Origin of the sequence: Enterobacter sp. FUJ80071 (assembly GCF_038739915.1) — a bacterium.
In the GTDB taxonomy this organism is placed as follows: domain Bacteria; phylum Pseudomonadota; class Gammaproteobacteria; order Enterobacterales; family Enterobacteriaceae; genus Enterobacter; species Enterobacter kobei.
In genome coordinates, this window is sequence record NZ_JBBXKH010000001.1 from 52,505 (window position 1) to 68,836 (window position 16,332).

Consider the following 16,332-nt stretch of genomic DNA (forward strand, 5'->3'; position numbering starts at 1 on the left):
ATACGGAAACCGGTTTCCATTCATAAAAGATAGAAGTGTGACAACCATCAAGATCCCTTACTTATGAGGCTAATTAACCGGATGTAAGTCACATAATTTGGCTGTTTTGACATCATTTTGAGTGGAAACGGAAAATCGGTTTCCATGGAAAACGGAAACGGATATACTCCGTTCTGGCTATAATATGAGCCGAAGCGGTCATGGAATTTGCAGGCGCGAGGTAAGCCTGTCAGGGGAAAGAGATGTCGACAATCAATGATGTATCACGTCTTGCCGGGGTATCTAAAGCCACGGTATCGCGAGTGTTGAGTGGGTCGCGTGGCGTAAAGGAAGCCAGCCGTCAGGCCGTTCTGAAGGCAGTGGATGAGCTTAACTACCGGCCTAATGTGATTGCCCAGTCGCTGCTGAGCCAGTCGACGGGATGTATCGGCGTCATTTGCGCACAGGAAAATATTAACCAGACCACCGGTTATTTGTACGCGCTGGAAAAACATCTTAGCCAGCATCAAAAACACCTGCTGCTGCGCTTCGCGCATAGCAAAGCCGAAGTAATGAATGCGCTCGAAGAGCTCTCCTGCGGTTTGTGTGATGACATCCTCGTCATCGGCGCGCGTTTCCCGCTGGACGTGGATATGGACAACGTCATCCTCGTGGACTGTATGGAGTCCGATAATTCCAATAGCATCCAGTTCGATCACGCCTTTGCCGCTGAAACCGCCTGTAACTACCTGACCAGCCAGGGTCGTCGCCAGATTGCCCTGATCCACCCGCACGGCAGCGGTTTTGCCGATCAGGTGCTGCTCGGCTACAAACATGCGCTGGAGAAAAATTTTCTGCCCTTTAATCGCAACCTCGTCTTTATGGACGCGACCTCCTCGTCCGTTGCGCTACAGGAGCTGCTTAACAACGCCAGCACGCTGAATTTCAACGCATTACTGGTGGCGGACGAGCAAGAAGCCCAGCGAGTGATCCCACAGCTGCAGGCGTTTAATAAATCCGTGCCGGAAGACATTATGGTCTTCAGCCTTGCTGGATCCCTGCACCTGCCGGGTATTCCGGTGATCCCGGCCATTGAATATTCCATGGATGCCATGGCGGCGCGTATCGTGAGCTGGCTGACGGAGAAAACGCAGATGCTGGGTTCGTATGTGCTGCGCGGGGATTTAATTATTCCGGATGTGCGTAAGCGTTAAAAATGTTGTGTAGGCTGGGTAAGGCGCAGCCGCCACCCGGCGAGAAGCACGTTTCCAGCCCTCAATAATCTTCCATACAGTCCACCTGACCAATCGCCGCCCAGTAAGCATCCAGATTGTCGCGCTTGACGGCGGTAACGGCATTTTTGATCAGCAACTGATTGGCCTCGGACGACAAAATCATCTCCTGCCAGGCTTTATCGCTCTGCTTTCTCTGTGGCGTACAGGTTTTCTTAATATCTTTAAGGACCTGCTGCTTTATTTGCGCCTCTTTCGCGGGGTCATCCTTTTCCTGAGCATGGACAAACGCGGCGAAGAGCAGACAAACCAGCAGGCAGACCAGGTGCGCAGCTTTCATCAAAACCCCCTTTAGAAGTCACATGCTTCCCATGAAATATATCGTTACATTCAGTGTAGCGACGCCAGTCGAAAGTATGAATTTTCTCCACGCTACCGGTGTGCGATAGTGAGACGGCACAGAAACAAGGAGAGAAAATATGCACTTGAGCATTACTGACGCCGTCACGCCGCAGGAAAAAGAAGAGCTACTTGTGGGTCTGAGAGCCTATAACGGACGGTTCCTCGATTTGACGAACTTTAGCGGTGACATAGGCGTTTACGTTCGAGACGAAAAGGGCGTCATGCTGGGCGGCTTAATTGGCGTACGTAAAGGCGACTGGCTGAATATCGACTATCTCTGGGTGAGCGATACCGTGCGGGGCAGCGGTGTGGGCGGCCAGCTTATCAACACGGCGGAAAATGAAGCCAGGCGTAAAGGCTGCAAGCACGCGCTGGTGGATACCGTTAGCTTCCAGGCGCGCCCGTTCTATGAAAAACAGGGCTACCAGCTGCAGATGTCTTTGCAGGATTACCCATATCCGGGTATGCAGCGTCATTACCTGACGAAAGCGCTTTAAATTCTGATTCTGCGGGCCGGGGAAGCGCAGAGCCACCCGGCGATACCCGCATATAACTTATCCTTCTTATTGATTCTTTTTCGTTTTTTATTTCCCCGCCTCGTTGTCGATATAGTCATTGAAACATTCAGCAAAAGGAACTGTCTCGTGAAACGTCGATTGGGTGCGCTGGTCCTCGCTGGCCTGCTGCTGGCAGGGTGCGATCAAAACGGCAGCGATGCCAGACACATTAAAGTAGGCGTCATCAACGGCGCCGAGCAGGACGTAGCGGAAGTCGCCAAAAAGGTGGCGAAAGAGAAATATGGTCTGGACGTGGAGCTGGTCGGCTTCAGCGGCTCGCTATTGCCTAACGATGCTACCAACCAGGGGGAGCTGGATGCCAATGTCTTTCAGCACCGTCCGTTCCTTGCAGAAGATAACAAGGCGCATGGCTACAAGCTGGTTGCCGTGGCGAATACCTTCGTGTTCCCGATGGCCGGTTATTCACGCAAAATCAAATCCGTTTCGGACCTGAAGAACGGTGCGACCATTGCCATTCCAAACGACCCAACCAACCTTGGCCGTGCGCTGTTGCTGCTGCAAAAAGAGAAGCTCATTACCCTGAAGCCAGACACCGGCCTGCTGCCGACGGCGCTGGATATTACCGCTAACCCTAAACATCTGAACATCATGGAGCTGGAAGGGGCGCAACTGCCGCGCGTGCTGGACGATCCCAAAGTGGATGTCGCCATCATCAGCACCACCTATCTTCAGCAAACCGGGCTGTCGCCGGTGCATGACAGCGTCTTTATTGAAGATAAAAATTCGCCGTACGTGAACATCGTGGTGGCGCGCGAAGACAACAAAGACGCGGAGAACGTGAAGGAATTTATCCAGTCGTATCAGTCACCGGAAGTGGCGAAAGCGGCTGAGACGATCTTTAACGGCGGAGCGGTACCGGGCTGGTAAATTCTGCCTGAAAACGCGGAGTTTAAATTGGCCCGATTCCATCGGTAATCGCCCTTTAACCCACAGCGTGACCTGCGACGTCGGGCTATTCTCCTTATCACACCAACCGGAGGATAGCCCATGAACATTACCCAAATTCGCAACGCCACCCTGCTGATTACCTACGCTGGGAAACGTCTTTTAATCGACCCGATGCTGGCCCCGAAAGATGCTTATCCGGGTTTTCCCGGCACGGCGCATGCCGAGCGTCGTAACCCAATGGTTGAGCTCCCCGTTAACGTCAACACGCTGCTGAACGCCGATGCAGTGATTGTCACCCATACCCATGACGATCACTGGGATCGCACCGCGGCAGAGCTGATCGCCAAAGACAAACCGATCTACGTGCAAAACGACCGTGACGCCGCGCTGCTGCGCAGCCAGGGGTTTAGCAACCTGACGGTCATGACCGACGCGACCTTCTTCGGCGATATTCAGATTACGAAAACCCACGGCGGGCAGCACGGTACCGACCGGGCCTACGCCGTGCCGGAGCTGGCGGAGCGGCTGGGCGAGGCCTGTGGCGTGGTGCTGCGTCATCCCGATGAGAAGACGCTCTATCTTGCCGGGGATACCGTCTGGCGTGACGCGGTGGCGGCCGATCTGCAAAAGCACCAGCCGGACGTGGTGGTACTTAATGCCGGATATGCCCACGTGCTTGGTTTTGGGCCCATCATTATGGGCCAGGAGGATGTGCTCAACGTTCATTTCCTGCTCCCACAGGCCAAAATAGTGGCGAGCCATATGGAGGCGATTAACCACTGCCTGCTGACCCGCAGCGCGCTGCGTGAGTACGTTGAAGCCAATCAGGTGGGTGACGCAGTGACCATTCCCCAGGATGGCGAAACCGTTATATTCTGAGTGCGTTAAAGGGAAAGGAGAGACAGATGTCGCTAATCAACGTCGCGATTGTCGCGGTAGACGGGTTCAGCCCGTTCCACTACTCCGTTCCCTGCATTCTGTTTGGCGATTCCGTCTCCGGCGAAAAGCGCTTTAACGTGACGATCTGCGCCGAAACGCCGGGGTTCCTCACCTCAAAAGACGGGTTCGCCCTCAACGCCACGCAGGACTACACCGCCATTGGTCGGGCCGATATAGTCGTTGTTCCCTACTGGCAGCACGTCCTCGAACGCCCGCCTCAGACGCTGCTCGACAGCCTGGTGCAGGCGAGAGACAACGGCGCGGAAATCGTCGGGCTGTGTCTGGGGTCGTTTGTGCTGGGCTATGCGGGCATTCTCGACGGCAAGCGCGCTGCCACCCACTGGGAGTTCGAAAATCAGTTCCAGTCGCTCTTTCCGCACGTCCAGTTGGATATCAATGCCCTCTACGTGGATGACGGCAATATCATCACCTCTGCCGGAACCGCGGCTGCGCTGGACTGCTGCCTGTATATCATTCGTCAGCGCTTTGGCAGCGTGGTCGCCAACCAGATTGCCCGGCGGATGATTGTGCCGCCGCACCGCGAGGGCGGTCAGGCGCAGTTTATTGCTCAGCCTGTTCCGAATGACACCCGCGATGCACGTATTAATTGCCTGATCGACTATCTACAGCAGCACATCACCGAACCCCATAGCCTGGACTCGCTGGCGGAGGTGGTTTCGATGAGCCGCCGCACGCTGACCCGTCACTTTATTAAAGCCACGGGAATGAGCGTCGCCGACTGGCTTACCGCCGAACGCCTGCGGCGTAGCCAGATCCTGCTTGAAGCCGGAAATATGCCGATTGAACGCGTGGCCGAGCTGGTGGGATTTAATTCTGCCGTCACCTGGCGACAGCAGTTTAAGGCGCGTTTTGGGGTAAGTCCTGCGGAGTGGCGAAAGACGTTTCGTCTGCATAGCTAGCGTGGAAGTTCCACCCCGGTAAGTTGGGTATGAAGAGATTGAGCTACCCCAGCCTCTCCACCTTCGTCTCCCCCTCCGCCATCGACAGCTGGTACAGCGAAAACGATCTCTGTTTCTCAATCAACTTCGCCAGCTCCGGCGAGTGGCTGGTGAGCCAAATCTGCGAGTAGCGGCTGGCCTCGGCGATTAAGCTCGCCAGCGCGGGCAGCATCTGCGGATGCAGGCTGTTTTCCGGTTCGTTCAACGCGATAAACGCCGGTGGGCGCGGGCTTAACAGCGCCACCGCCAGGCACAGAAAGCGCAGGGTGCCGTCGGAGAACTCCGCCGGTTCCAGCGGCCTGCTCAGCCCCTCGCGCTGCATCATCATGCGAAAACGTCCGCCGGTGTTGTCGCTGTAAAACACGCAGCCGGGGAAGGCCTGGTCGAGGATGTGCATCAGGAGCAGTTCGTCGCCAATCTCCACGATGGTCTGAAACGCCGCCGCCAGGTTGGCACCGTCGCTGGCCAGCACCGGGGAACGGAACCCGACCTGCGGGGCACGCATCGCCGAGCCGGATGAGACGGAAAACTCATGATAAAAGCGCCAGTTACGCAGGGACTCGCGCATCTGCGACACTTCCGGGTAAAGATGCGGTTCGCCGAGCTGCCCGAACACCGATTCGTTCTCGTACAGCGTGCCGCTGTGGGTCACTTTCTCGTGATGCACGTTATTCAGAAACACCGCCTGATTCTTACGCTTCATCAGCTGTGACGACGGGCGTCGATGCTGGCCGCTCAGCCAGATGGACTCCTCTTTGATCACCGGGTCGAGCTGAAACTGCGAGGGATAGGGCAGTCTCTCCACAAACCCGACCTGCAGCTCGTATTCGTAGGTCTCGGTTTCCACCGCCAGGTTCATCCGCCGCAGCTGGTCGCTGCGGGTTTTGCCTGCCCAGAACACCTTCAGAATGCCGCCCTCGTTCGCCAGCGCCTGGGAGAACTGCCCCTGGGCGGCGCTGTGCATCAGGTGTATCGCCTTGTAAATATTGGATTTCCCGGTGCCGTTCGGGCCGAAGACGATGTTGAGCTGCTCCAGCTCAAGCGACATCTCGCGGATGGAGCGGTAGTTTTGAATGTGCAGGGTGTTGATCACGGGCAGGCCCCTTTTTGCAGAATAAGCCTGTATATAATCACAGTCTTTGAGGTTAAATGCAAAAAAGAGACGACAGTGAGGATGTCGTCTAAACGGGGTACTGCTTTGGGCCTCTACGGGTCAATGGGGCCTTCGCATTTTTGTGATCACTTGACTGCCAGACGCAGACCCAAATCATCAGGATAGGGATCAAAGTAGTTTTGCGTCATCAGATACCGGTCGGGATATTCGGCCAGGTAGTGCTTCAGCAGCGTGATCGGGGCGAGAATAGGTAACTGCCCGTTGCGATAGTGCAGGATCACGTCGCGCAGCTCACCGCGCTGGCGGGTGTTTAGCTGGTTGCGGAAATACCCCTGAATATGCATCAGCACGTTGGTGTGGTTCTTACGCGAAGCCGGTTTTTTCAGGATGGTCATCAGCTTTTCCCGGTACGCCACAAAGAAGGCGTCCAGGTCTTCCCACTCGTGCAGCGAGGCAACGAACGGACCGATTTCACGGTAGCCCGCCTGATGGTGCGCCAGCAGCTGCAATTTATAGCGGCTGTGGAAATCCAGCAGCCCACGTCGCGTCAGACCTTTAGCGCGCAGCGTGTTTAGCTCGTGCAGGGCAAATACCCGCTCAATAAAGTTTTCCCGCAGCACAGGGTCGTGCAGCCGACCATCTTCCTCGACGGGCAGCCATGGGTAGGTTTCAAGAAGGGCGGCGGTGAACAGCCCGACGCCCTCCTTGCGGCCCCGGTTGCCGTTTTCATCGTACAGCCGCACGCGTTCCAGGCCACAGCTTGGGGATTTTGCACAGACGATAAATCCCGAAAGATCGCCGATTTTTGGCAGATAGTCCGCCGTAAAGTCGGCCATTTTCTGCGTGAGGTCATCATGAGGCGGCTTGCTGAAACGGAGCTGCGTCTCGCCGCTGTCCGTCAGCGTCAGGCGTATGGCCGGGCGAGGCGTCGGCAGGCCGATCGCCATTTCCGGGCAGACGGGGCGGAAATTTACCCACTGGGCCAGCTCATCCATAACGAAGCCCATACGCTTGTGTCCGCCGTCAAAGCGTACGGCGGAGCCGGTCAAACATCCGCTAATACCGAGCACAGGTTTCGTTGTCATGGTGTGGTCCTCCTGTTCATATAATTAAAACTTACACAACATGACTAATTTGTCCAAGTATTCGCGGAACTATTTTTTTTATTCCTTTAGAATCAATGCGTCTTAACTGCCCTTGTAGGTCGAGTAACCGTACTGACTCAGAAGAAGCGGGATGTGCAGCTTTTCGTTGGTGCGGGTCACGGTAAACAGCACCGGGATCTCCGGGAAGAAGGTGTCCAGCTTTTTACCGTGGAAGTACTCTGCGGTTTTAAAGGTCACTTTATACACGCCAGGCTGCATGTCCTGGTCCTGCGGATAGAGCGATTTGATACGTCCGTCGTGGTCGGTTTTGCCGCTGGCAACCGGGGTCCATTTGTCCTGCTGCTGCTTCTCCAGCGTAACGGTCACGTCTGATGGCGGCATCCCGGTTTGCTGGTCGAGAATGTGGACGCTCAGCGTGCCGGCAGGGGCGCTAAAGGCGGCAGGGGCAAAGGCCATGGCGGCCAGGAACAGCAGAGGGGTTGTTTTTTTCATGGTGTTTTCCTGTGGAGTTATTCGTCACAGGAAAACGTTAGCATCTGCGGCGCGGGAAAATATTCAACTTTTCGTGAAGATTCCCACAGCAGAAAATGATCAGAGGATAATCACTTCAAGCGATACCTGCTGCTGCCACTGCTCCAGCTGCTTTTTCCGTCCGGCGGTAAGTTTGCCGCTGGTGACCAGAAGCCATTTCCGCTCCGGGAAAATCTCCGGAGCCAGCGTGGCAGGGGGAACCGGCAGGATGTCGATCCGGTGACCCTGACCGGTGCGCGTTAGGGCTTCGAGCCAGATCTCGCACGGGTCGTTGAGATGCCAGCCGCTGAGCAGAATATTGTCGCCCGGCGCTTTCTTATCACCTTCGAGACAAAACGAGGTGTAGGCGATGATGATGCCGTCGAGGATCGCGCGCAGGGTCATGGCGGCGGCAACGTTAGCCGAGACCTGGCTGCGCAGCGGACGCAGCACGTTCGCGACCAGCTCTGGTCTTGGGTACTCGCGTCCGGCGTCGTAAATCATCTGGCGCAGGGATTCGACTTTGCCGTCCTGCAGGCGCTGCAGCATGTTCTGCTGCAGGGTTTGCCAGTTGTTGGTCCGCCCCAGCGTCGGGCGCTCCAGCAGCGGTTTGACCTGGCCGATTGGGACGCCTTTTTTGACCCAGTCGAGGATTTTCAGCGCCTGCTGGACGTCCTCATCGCTGTACTGGCGGTGACCGCCTTCCGTGCGCTGTGGCTTGAGTAAACCGTAGCGACGCTGCCACGCCCGGAGGGTGGTGGCGGTAATGCCGCTGAGTCTGGCGAATTCGCCGATGGAGTAAGCCATGTCCGTGTCCAGAGTGGAGGAATACTCTCAATATACTACGAATTTTCCCGAACGGGATGAAGCGCCGAAACGGTGCACTACACTTAACATCCAACCGTGCAAATGAAAGGAATTCTCATGAAGCTATGGCCTGTTGTGACCGGTGTTGCCATTGCGCTGACCCTGGTTGCCTGTAAATCCCCTACGCCGCCGAAAGGCGTGCAGCCTATTACTCATTTTGAAGCCAGCCGCTATCTCGGCAAATGGTACGAAGTCGCGCGCCTTGAAAACCGCTTTGAACGCGGTCTGGAGCAGGTGACCGCCACCTACGGCAAGCGCAGCGACGGCGGTATCAGCGTGCTGAACCGGGGTTACGATCCGGTGAAAAACAAGTGGAATGAAAGCGAGGGGAAAGCGTACTTCACCGGCGAGCCGACCACCGCCGCGCTGAAGGTGTCGTTCTTCGGTCCGTTCTACGGCGGGTATAACGTAATCAAACTGGACGACAAGTACCAGTACGCGCTGGTCAGCGGCCCGAACCGCGATTATCTGTGGATTTTGTCACGCACGCCGACCATCCCGGATGCGGTGAAGCAGGATTACCTGAACACCGCGCGCAGTCTGGGCTTCCGGGTTGACCAACTGGTGTGGGTGAAGCAGTAAAGATCGTGCTTTCTTCGTAGGGTATTACGGACTCGCCTGGATAGACTTCCGTTAAAAGCCCAACGGAGGGAAGACGTTATGATCTGGCAGCCTTTTCGTGGTGACGCACCGAAAAACATGATGATTTTCAGTGCGTCCTTTCCCGACGTCAGCGACCAGTGGCCGATGAAAGACGATGCTGCCCGTGAAATCGCTGCGCTTGATCGGGCGCTGAAAGCCGAGCCAGCGCTCCGTCCTCCACTGGTTGAGTACGAAGAAGGAGGGCAGGCCGTGCTTGTCCCGCAGAACCGCTATTCCGAGCAGGCTTTCCGCAACCGTCCGGCGCTTACCGCATGGCGAACCCGGCTGGTGCCCTCCGCGCTGGCGCTGTTTGTGGTGCAAAACCCGCTTGAGGATCGCCTGCCGGACGGCACAAAGATGGACAGCGACAGTCGTCAGTGGTTTATCCACGCGAACGACGCCATCGGCGTGCGCTCCCGCGCCCGGGTGCTTGCCGCACTGGTGGAGAAGTACATTCACAATGAGAGCGAGAACAACTGGGTAAGCCTGGCAAGCGGCGCCGCCATTCCGGTGCTGGAGGCGCTGCGCGAAGCAAAGCTCGATGGCCAGCAGGTCTATCTCACGCTGGTGGATAAAGACCCCGTGGCGCTTAGCTGGGCCGAAACCATGGCGGCGCAGGAAGGCATTGTGGTGGGCGAACAGCTGACCCTGCTCAGGCGCAACCTGGTGCACACGCTGGTGCGTAACGAGGACCTGCTGCTGGAGCTGGGCGAGCATCAGGCCGAACTGGTCGACGCGCTGGGGATTTTTGAATACTTCAACGATGCCGACGCGGTGATTTTTCTCCAGCGCGCGCTGCGGCTGGTCAAGCCCGGCGGGGCGGTGATTGTCTCAAACATGCTGACCAGCAGCCCGCAGATTGACTTTGTGCTGCGCGGTATCGGCTGGGAGGATATCCACCCGAGGACGCTACAGCAGCTGCAGGATATTCACCTGGCGGCGGGCGTACCGGTGGAAAACGTCACCGTGGTCGTGCCGAAGGATGGGGTGTATGCGGTGATGGAGATTAAAGCTTAGCACGGTCGGTTCCCTCTCCCTGAGGGAGAGGGTTAGGGTGAGGGGGGACAGACCGCAAGGAGTGGCTTGAAATTGTTCGGTTTTCCAGACATGATCCCCCCCATGAAAATCGAAACCGCACACCCCTCCCACTTCGAACGCCTGGTCGCGATCTGGGAATCCTCCGTCCGCGCCACCCATCACTTTTTACAGGAAAGCGATATTGCGGCGCTGCGTCCGCTATTGCTCAACGCGTATCTCCCCAACCTCAAGGTCGTGATAGCCCGCGATGACGCAGGCGTTATTCACGGCTTTTTAGGGGTGGATGAAAACCGCATTGAAATGTTGTTTGTGGATGATGCGAGTCGCGGGAAGGGTGTCGGGAAATTGCTGCTTAAACACGCCATCGCAGAGTTCGGCGCGAACGAAGTGGACGTAAATGAGCAGAATCCGCAGGGAGTCGCCTTTTATCGGCATATGGGATTTGAGCAGGTCGGGCGCTCGGAACTTGACGGGCAGGGGAATGCGTTTCCGTTGCTGCATATGCGGTTGAGTGGGCAGGCTTAACGCCCTCTCCTTATGGTAGAGGGCGTTTGCAAGCTAGTTACTGGTAATTTGCCCGATAATGACGCCCCGTACTTTTTCGCCATCAAAGTAATAAGAGACCGTATTACTCTGGATGAATCCATTCTTTACTGGCGTCTCATGATAAAAAAGTACCGCTTTTTGTTTGGCAATCTCACTCTTGCCGAACCATTTAACTAAATTTCCATGACTCGCATTTAACAATGGAATATTAGCGACTGAGACGCTGACATGTCCTGTGGTTTTCGCACACTCTTTATGGCTGCCATCTTTGGATATGGCCAGCGCTGTGAGCAGTCCTGCCCCCATTTCGTTATCAGAAATAAACCAGTAATTCGTGCCATCGTCGTCATGAAGACAGATCCAACGAGCGGAACTGTCTTTGTTAACTGGTGTGCTGGAGATGTCTGCCAGATGAGTAACTTCCATTTGCACGGTTTTCTTACCGATAGTGATGATTGGGGTGAGGGGCATTGTTGTAGAAATTTCCGCCAGCGAGCCGTCTTCATCGTAATACTGGGTCGCGAAGCCGTTCATTTCATTTGCTGAGACGTACAAACTGACTGGAACGAGTAATGGCAATAAACAAAATAAATGCTTCATTTGACAATCAATACCGTATCGTTGCTTTTCCAGATACTCCTTCTGGCACTAAGAGGAGCAATGATACAGCCCTCAGAAGAGTCGTCAGGGTGCAAACTGCTTTTACCATGAATTTTAAATGAGTCCCTACCACACATATCATTTGTCGAGTAGGGCGTGAGGCTAAGAGTATATTTTCCTGTGTGGGCTGAATTATGAGGTGACCCAATAGTATAAGTACCTCGTGGCAGTGGTCCGTTGTTTTTTACACACTCTTGTGAAGGATCATTTTTGTAACCGCTGGCACCTGCGTAGTCCGCATCAAATTGATAGACACCATCCAGATAAAACTTATGCTCTTTTACATCATATTCCCAGGACATACTTTCTCCTTAAGCGCGTTCTTTCCATGTATCAGAGTGAATGATGTTTCCATCAATGTAGTGCCATGTGATTTTTTCATAGGTCAGATCTACATATTCATGGTGTGTATATTGTTCATTTTGCGGATGTTTAATGTCAAACATAAGTGGTTCAATTTGAACAACTCTTGCGTTTTCTAAAGTTGTCTTAAAGTAAGCCTTTTCGAGCCCGTTATAGTTTATCCTGTAAAATATGAATTCTGCTTTTTTTAGTGTTTGCCCAGTGCATAAGGCTTTGTATAGATAAGAGGATGATGAATCAATCTCTTTCATGAATGCATAGGTGCTACAAATACGTTTTGCTGTAATTTTTCCGGACAATTTATCTACGGGTTGCTCTATAGAATGCATAAATTCAATCACTTCTATTGAACCCTCTCGATCTTTTATCTCGACAGAACCATTAATCCTCCGGCCAGAATCATCCTCAAGCCATAAGTAAACAGGTATAGCCATCTCAATCTCCTTTTATAGGTTGAGAAAAAGTACTCTTCATTAATGATTTAGATTGTGACTTTCGTTTCAAGATAGAAAATAAAATATTAGGAGGTTACTAGTAACTAAGAATTGCTCTTTGAGACGTATTGGTTTCTCGGATAGATATTTGAAAACTATAGCACTGAATTATGATTTACTAACATTTTAAGGTAAGTCATAAGTTAACATAGCGTCAGGTATTGAAATGATGAATATTATTAAAATACTGTTCTTGTAAGTGAGCATTACATGTGGGGTACGAGCGCTTTTTGGATGTTATCGAAGAAAACGGGCATTCCATAATGTTTTATGTTGGCTGCATGCTCAGCAGCCAACTGGATAAAAGTGGTCACAGTTATGATAATTGCAGGCTCGTCAGGGTGCGCTCGATCTGGGATAACTTTGCTTTAGTTCGTTTGTAATCTTCGAGAATCCGCTGCTCCTGCTCGTTATACGCCACCAGAACGATGCACCCTTTCATCACCTTGACCGTGACCTGCTGTCCGGTATCAAAGCCTGCGGCACGCAGCCACTTGCCAGACAGAATGATATTGGGCGTGGATTTGTCGAAAACATTCGGGCGGTATCCCACAATTAACGAACGCTCGGTTCCGGATTGGTCGGTGTCTGGGGTAGAATGCGAATCAGCCATAATCAACTCCTTGATAGTTGGTGAGGTTAGACGCTCCGGTTGTGTTCCCGCACATCGGGGCGTTGCTAGTACAGGAGGTTTAGGTGGCCTCCTATGTGTGTGAGATTAAATGGATAGGTGGCCTCATGTCAATCATTTCGCGCGAAAAAAAACCAAAAGGCGGTGGGCAGTCTCCGCAGTTTAAGATGCGGATTGATCCGGCATTGAAGGAACAGTTGGATGCAGTGGCGGCTGAGGAAGGGGTGAGTCTCGCCAGTTGGTTAAAAAATTTAGCGAGGGAGGCTCTGTATGAGCGGGGAATAAAACCAAAAGGTTGAAATTATTTAATATTTAGATGAGGCAAGAGTTTATAATATGAAAGTTGAGTATTTGGTAACTATAGAAATTAAAGATTCTTTTTGTAGGACAAAAAAATCCTTTATAAACTTCATACAATCAAATGCTGATCTAGCTTTGTCCAGAGATAATGTTATCTATAAAAGCCATACATATGGACTGAAAATTTCTGAGGAAAAATGCCCCTCTGACAGGCATAAGATATTCCACCTTAGGGTTAATAATGACAATGAAGAGTTAATTGATGATTTTGTAATTTTTTTAAAAACCCTTAGAGGGATGTTACATTTCGCCTCAAAAAATAATGTACAAACAATTTGGGATGATATTAGTTTTAATTACTCCGTTAAAGGGTATCCAGTGATTCATCAAATAGAGAATTTGATGAGGAAGTTAATAACTAAATTTATGTTGACAAATGTAGGTTTGGGATGGATAGAAACCACATTCCCTGATGAATTACGTAAAACTAAAAGAGACAAAGGTACATCTTCAAACAACAATTACTTATATGAAACTGACTTTATTCAGTTATCTAATTTCCTTTTCGATTCTTACAGAACGCAAGAAATTGATGAGCTCATTCAGACAATAAAAAATCATGATGAAGAGATGATCAGCATTGATAGCATTAAAGACTTCATTCCCTTATCTAATTGGCAAAGATATTTTCAAAAGCATGTTGGTTGTGATGCCACTTATCTTAAGGCAAGATGGGAAAAACTTTATCTATTAAGATGTAAGATTGCTCATAATAATACAATAGAAAAAAAGGATTATGATCTCATTATAGAGCTTGATAGTGAAATTAAACCAATTTTAGAAGAAGCTCTAGCATCTTTAGATAAAATCACAGTTCCTGAAAATGAAAGAGAGGAATTAGCAGAGAATGTTGCCATGAATAATAATCAGCATTATAGTGATTTTATCATTTCATGGAAAGCTTTTGAAAACAGAGTGCTAAGCCTAGCATATAAAAGTGGAATTATAGTAGAAGGAATGAATATGCCTTTTTCTCAAATAGTACAAAGGTTGAGGGATCGAAATTTAATAAGTGAGGATGTTGCTGAGCAATCTTCAAAATTGAGAAATATAAAGAATATTATTGTACATGATCTTAATAGAGAGATTACTATTAATGATTTGGAGTATTATAATGCGAACCTTAAAGGGATAATTAATATGTTATGATTTTTCGCGAAATATTTTTGAAACAGATATGTTCCGTTCAAAATAAGAATTTTAATGGGTGCAATCTGAACGTTAATAAAAATTTTGGCGGAAGATCACAGGAGTCGAACCTGCCCGGGAACGCTGGCGTCCCCAACTGGATTTGAAGTCCAGCCACCTCACCGGAGATGACGATCTTCCGCGCCTGCATTGCTACATGGAGGCGGGGCGCATTATAGCTACTTTCAGGCATTTACCACATACCCCGACACACTTTTTTCACCTCTCTTTTGACCTGTACCCCCCTGTTTCAGTTAATTCTTAAGAAAATCCTCAGGTTAGCGTTTTGTGCTCTCCGACATTTACCGCGATCACAAAAAACAAGAAACGTAATCTGCTAACCAGAAAACGCAATACCCGCTCATGAAACAATGGTTTAAAACCAATGCAACCGGTCTCAGCGCCCCCTACAGCGTGAAGGATGAATAAAAGATGAGCGAAGTATTGTCAGTAAAAGAGAAGATTGGCTACGGCATGGGAGACGCCGCCAGCCACATCATTTTTGATAACGTCATGTTGTATATGATGTTTTTTTATACCGATATTTTCGGCATTCCCGCCGGGTTTGTCGGCACCATGTTCCTGCTCGCCCGTGCGCTGGATGCAATCTCCGACCCATGTATGGGGCTGATTGCCGACCGCACCCGCAGCCGCTGGGGCAAGTTCCGCCCGTGGATTTTGTTCGGCGCCATCCCGTTCGGCATCGTCTGCGTGCTGGCCTATACCACGCCGGATCTCAGCCTCAACGGCAAAATGGTTTACGCCGCCGTTACCTATACGCTGCTGACCCTGCTCTACACCGTGGTTAACATCCCGTACTGCGCATTGGGCGGGGTGATCACTAACGACCCGACGCAGCGTATCTCCCTGCAATCCTGGCGCTTCGTGCTGGCGACGGCGGGCGGCATGCTCTCCACGGTGCTGATGATGCCGCTGGTGAACCTGATCGGCGGCGACGATAAAGCGTTCGGCTTCCAGGGCGGGATCGCCGTCCTGTCGGTGGTCGCGTTCCTGATGCTGGCGTTCTGCTTCTTCACCACCAAAGAGCGCATCCAGGTGCCGCCGAGCACCACCGCCATGCGGGAAGACCTACGCGACATCTGGCGCAACGATCAGTGGCGCATCGTTGGCGTGCTGACCATCCTCAACATCCTCGCCGTCTGCGTGCGCGGCGGCGCGATGATGTACTACTGCACCTGGATCATGGGCTCGCCGGAAGTGTTCGTCGCGTTCCTCACCACCTACTGCGTCGGCAACCTGATCGGCTCCGCGCTGGCGAAACCGCTCACCGACTGGAAGTGTAAGGTCAGCATTTTCTGGTGGACCAACGCCGCGCTGGCGGTGGTGAGCGTGGCGATGTTCTTCGTGCCGATGCATGCCACCGTGGTGATGTTCGCCTTTATCTTCGTCATCGGCGTGCTGCACCAGCTGGTAACGCCGATCCAGTGGGTAATGATGTCCGATACCGTCGACTATGGCGAATGGACCAACGGCAAACGTCTGACCGGGATCAGCTTTGCGGGCACGCTGTTCGTGCTGAAGCTTGGCCTGGCGCTGGGCGGGGCGATGATCGGCTGGATGCTGGCAGGCGGCGGCTACGACGCGGCAGCCAAAACCCAGAACAGCGCGACCATCAGCATCATTATCGGCCTGTTTACCCTGGCCCCGGCGGTCTGCTACGTGCTGAGCGCCATTATCGCCAAACGCTACTACACGCTGAAAACCCCCTTCCTGACCAAAATCCTGGGCGAGCTGGCGCAGGGTGCGCGCCGCAATCAGCAGGAGTTTGAAAACCTGCCGGTCAGCAAAGAATTGCAGAACTAAGAGGACGAAAGC

General features: G+C 52.4%; 20 protein-coding genes and 1 tRNA gene. 11 read left to right on the forward strand and 10 right to left on the reverse strand.

From position 1 onward, the window contains the following. The first annotated feature begins 242 nt into the window (after positions 1 to 242). Positions 243 to 1,193 (forward strand): LacI family DNA-binding transcriptional regulator, encoded by a 951-nt coding sequence (locus tag AAER43_RS00260; RefSeq protein WP_014881946.1) that lies wholly within the window; start codon positions 243 to 245, stop codon positions 1,191 to 1,193. A 61-nt stretch (positions 1,194 to 1,254) separates the two neighbouring features. Here the strand turns inward: AAER43_RS00260 and AAER43_RS00265 are convergent, their stop codons facing one another. After that, positions 1,255 to 1,551, reverse strand: a complete 297-nt coding sequence (locus AAER43_RS00265) for a YicS family protein (protein WP_014881947.1) — start codon at positions 1,549 to 1,551, stop codon at positions 1,255 to 1,257. 139 nt (positions 1,552 to 1,690) lie between these two features. On the opposite strand from AAER43_RS00265, the gene AAER43_RS00270 reads away from it, so the two are divergent. The 4 genes from AAER43_RS00270 (at position 1,691) to AAER43_RS00285 (ending at position 4,938) form a co-directional block, all read left to right on the forward strand. After that, positions 1,691 to 2,110, forward strand: a complete 420-nt coding sequence (locus tag AAER43_RS00270) for a GNAT family N-acetyltransferase (RefSeq protein ID WP_023331700.1) — start codon at positions 1,691 to 1,693, stop codon at positions 2,108 to 2,110. Between the two features lie 147 nt (positions 2,111 to 2,257). Further along, complete coding sequence (gene nlpA / locus AAER43_RS00275) at positions 2,258 to 3,058, forward strand: lipoprotein NlpA (protein WP_014881949.1); 801 nt, start codon at positions 2,258 to 2,260, stop codon at positions 3,056 to 3,058. Positions 3,059 to 3,178: 120 nt separating this feature from the next. Beyond that, on the forward strand, positions 3,179 to 3,958 hold the full coding sequence (locus tag AAER43_RS00280) for an MBL fold metallo-hydrolase (RefSeq protein ID WP_050862775.1): 780 nt from the start codon (positions 3,179 to 3,181) through the stop codon (positions 3,956 to 3,958). 26 nt (positions 3,959 to 3,984) lie between these two features. Then, positions 3,985 to 4,938, forward strand: coding sequence for a helix-turn-helix domain-containing protein (locus tag AAER43_RS00285; protein WP_014881951.1), 954 nt, complete (start codon positions 3,985 to 3,987; stop codon positions 4,936 to 4,938). Positions 4,939 to 4,981: 43 nt separating this feature from the next. Here AAER43_RS00285 and AAER43_RS00290 read toward each other — a convergent pair whose 3' ends face one another. The 4 genes from AAER43_RS00290 to AAER43_RS00305 form a co-directional block, all read right to left on the reverse strand. Then, positions 4,982 to 6,070 (reverse strand): AAA family ATPase, encoded by a 1,089-nt coding sequence (locus AAER43_RS00290; RefSeq protein ID WP_050862776.1) that lies wholly within the window; start codon positions 6,068 to 6,070, stop codon positions 4,982 to 4,984. A gap of 146 nt (positions 6,071 to 6,216) precedes the next feature. After that, positions 6,217 to 7,176 carry a DUF523 and DUF1722 domain-containing protein gene (locus AAER43_RS00295; protein ID WP_023333995.1) on the reverse strand — a complete coding sequence of 320 codons (960 nt, stop codon included), beginning with the start codon at positions 7,174 to 7,176 and terminating at the stop codon, positions 6,217 to 6,219. A 102-nt stretch (positions 7,177 to 7,278) separates the two neighbouring features. Beyond that, positions 7,279 to 7,689, reverse strand: coding sequence for a hydroxyisourate hydrolase (uraH, locus tag AAER43_RS00300; RefSeq protein ID WP_014881954.1), 411 nt, complete (start codon positions 7,687 to 7,689; stop codon positions 7,279 to 7,281). 99 nt (positions 7,690 to 7,788) lie between these two features. Next, positions 7,789 to 8,514, reverse strand: coding sequence for a MerR family transcriptional regulator (locus AAER43_RS00305; protein WP_014881955.1), 726 nt, complete (start codon positions 8,512 to 8,514; stop codon positions 7,789 to 7,791). Positions 8,515 to 8,631: 117 nt separating this feature from the next. Here AAER43_RS00305 and AAER43_RS00310 point away from each other — a divergent pair, with 117 nt between their 5' ends. The 3 genes from AAER43_RS00310 to AAER43_RS00320 all read left to right on the forward strand — a co-directional run bounded on the left by AAER43_RS00310 (position 8,632) and on the right by AAER43_RS00320 (position 10,779). Then, on the forward strand, positions 8,632 to 9,156 hold the full coding sequence (locus AAER43_RS00310; RefSeq protein WP_014881956.1) for a lipocalin family protein: 525 nt from the start codon (positions 8,632 to 8,634) through the stop codon (positions 9,154 to 9,156). A gap of 78 nt (positions 9,157 to 9,234) precedes the next feature. Continuing rightward, a complete protein-coding gene (locus tag AAER43_RS00315; RefSeq protein WP_050862777.1) occupies positions 9,235 to 10,233 on the forward strand; it encodes a class I SAM-dependent methyltransferase in 999 nt (332 codons plus the stop codon). 102 nt (positions 10,234 to 10,335) lie between these two features. Beyond that, on the forward strand, positions 10,336 to 10,779 hold the full coding sequence (locus tag AAER43_RS00320) for an acetyltransferase (RefSeq protein ID WP_050862784.1): 444 nt from the start codon (positions 10,336 to 10,338) through the stop codon (positions 10,777 to 10,779). Between the two features lie 33 nt (positions 10,780 to 10,812). On the opposite strand, the gene AAER43_RS00325 is transcribed toward AAER43_RS00320, so the two are convergent. The 4 genes from AAER43_RS00325 to AAER43_RS00340 all read right to left on the reverse strand — a co-directional run bounded on the left by AAER43_RS00325 (position 10,813) and on the right by AAER43_RS00340 (position 12,930). Further along, positions 10,813 to 11,400 carry a hypothetical protein gene (locus AAER43_RS00325; RefSeq protein WP_224955237.1) on the reverse strand — a complete coding sequence of 196 codons (588 nt, stop codon included), beginning with the start codon at positions 11,398 to 11,400 and terminating at the stop codon, positions 10,813 to 10,815. Then, positions 11,397 to 11,762: a tlde1 domain-containing protein gene (locus AAER43_RS00330; RefSeq protein ID WP_071978112.1), complete on the reverse strand. Its 366-nt coding sequence runs from the start codon at positions 11,760 to 11,762 to the stop codon at positions 11,397 to 11,399. Before AAER43_RS00330 ends, AAER43_RS00325 begins: the two co-directional genes overlap by 4 nt. A gap of 9 nt (positions 11,763 to 11,771) precedes the next feature. Next, positions 11,772 to 12,257, reverse strand: coding sequence for a type VI secretion system tube protein TssD (gene tssD / locus AAER43_RS00335; protein WP_050862779.1), 486 nt, complete (start codon positions 12,255 to 12,257; stop codon positions 11,772 to 11,774). 376 nt (positions 12,258 to 12,633) lie between these two features. Then, positions 12,634 to 12,930, reverse strand: a complete 297-nt coding sequence (locus AAER43_RS00340) for a SymE family type I addiction module toxin (protein ID WP_050862780.1) — start codon at positions 12,928 to 12,930, stop codon at positions 12,634 to 12,636. 125 nt (positions 12,931 to 13,055) lie between these two features. On the opposite strand from AAER43_RS00340, the gene AAER43_RS00345 reads away from it, so the two are divergent. Both AAER43_RS00345 and AAER43_RS00350 read left to right on the forward strand, forming a co-directional pair. Beyond that, positions 13,056 to 13,247, forward strand: coding sequence for a toxin-antitoxin system HicB family antitoxin (locus AAER43_RS00345; RefSeq protein ID WP_050862785.1), 192 nt, complete (start codon positions 13,056 to 13,058; stop codon positions 13,245 to 13,247). Positions 13,248 to 13,284: 37 nt separating this feature from the next. Further along, entirely contained in the window at positions 13,285 to 14,457 is a 1,173-nt protein-coding gene (locus AAER43_RS00350; RefSeq protein ID WP_050862781.1) for a HEPN domain-containing protein, read from the forward strand. Between the two features lie 85 nt (positions 14,458 to 14,542). Here AAER43_RS00350 and AAER43_RS00355 read toward each other — a convergent pair. Next, positions 14,543 to 14,637 (reverse strand) — tRNA-Sec (locus AAER43_RS00355). A 291-nt stretch (positions 14,638 to 14,928) separates the two neighbouring features. On the opposite strand from AAER43_RS00355, the gene AAER43_RS00360 reads away from it, so the two are divergent. Further along, positions 14,929 to 16,320 (forward strand): glycoside-pentoside-hexuronide family transporter, encoded by a 1,392-nt coding sequence (locus tag AAER43_RS00360; RefSeq protein WP_047626543.1) that lies wholly within the window; start codon positions 14,929 to 14,931, stop codon positions 16,318 to 16,320. The last annotated feature ends 12 nt before the right edge of the window (positions 16,321 to 16,332 follow it).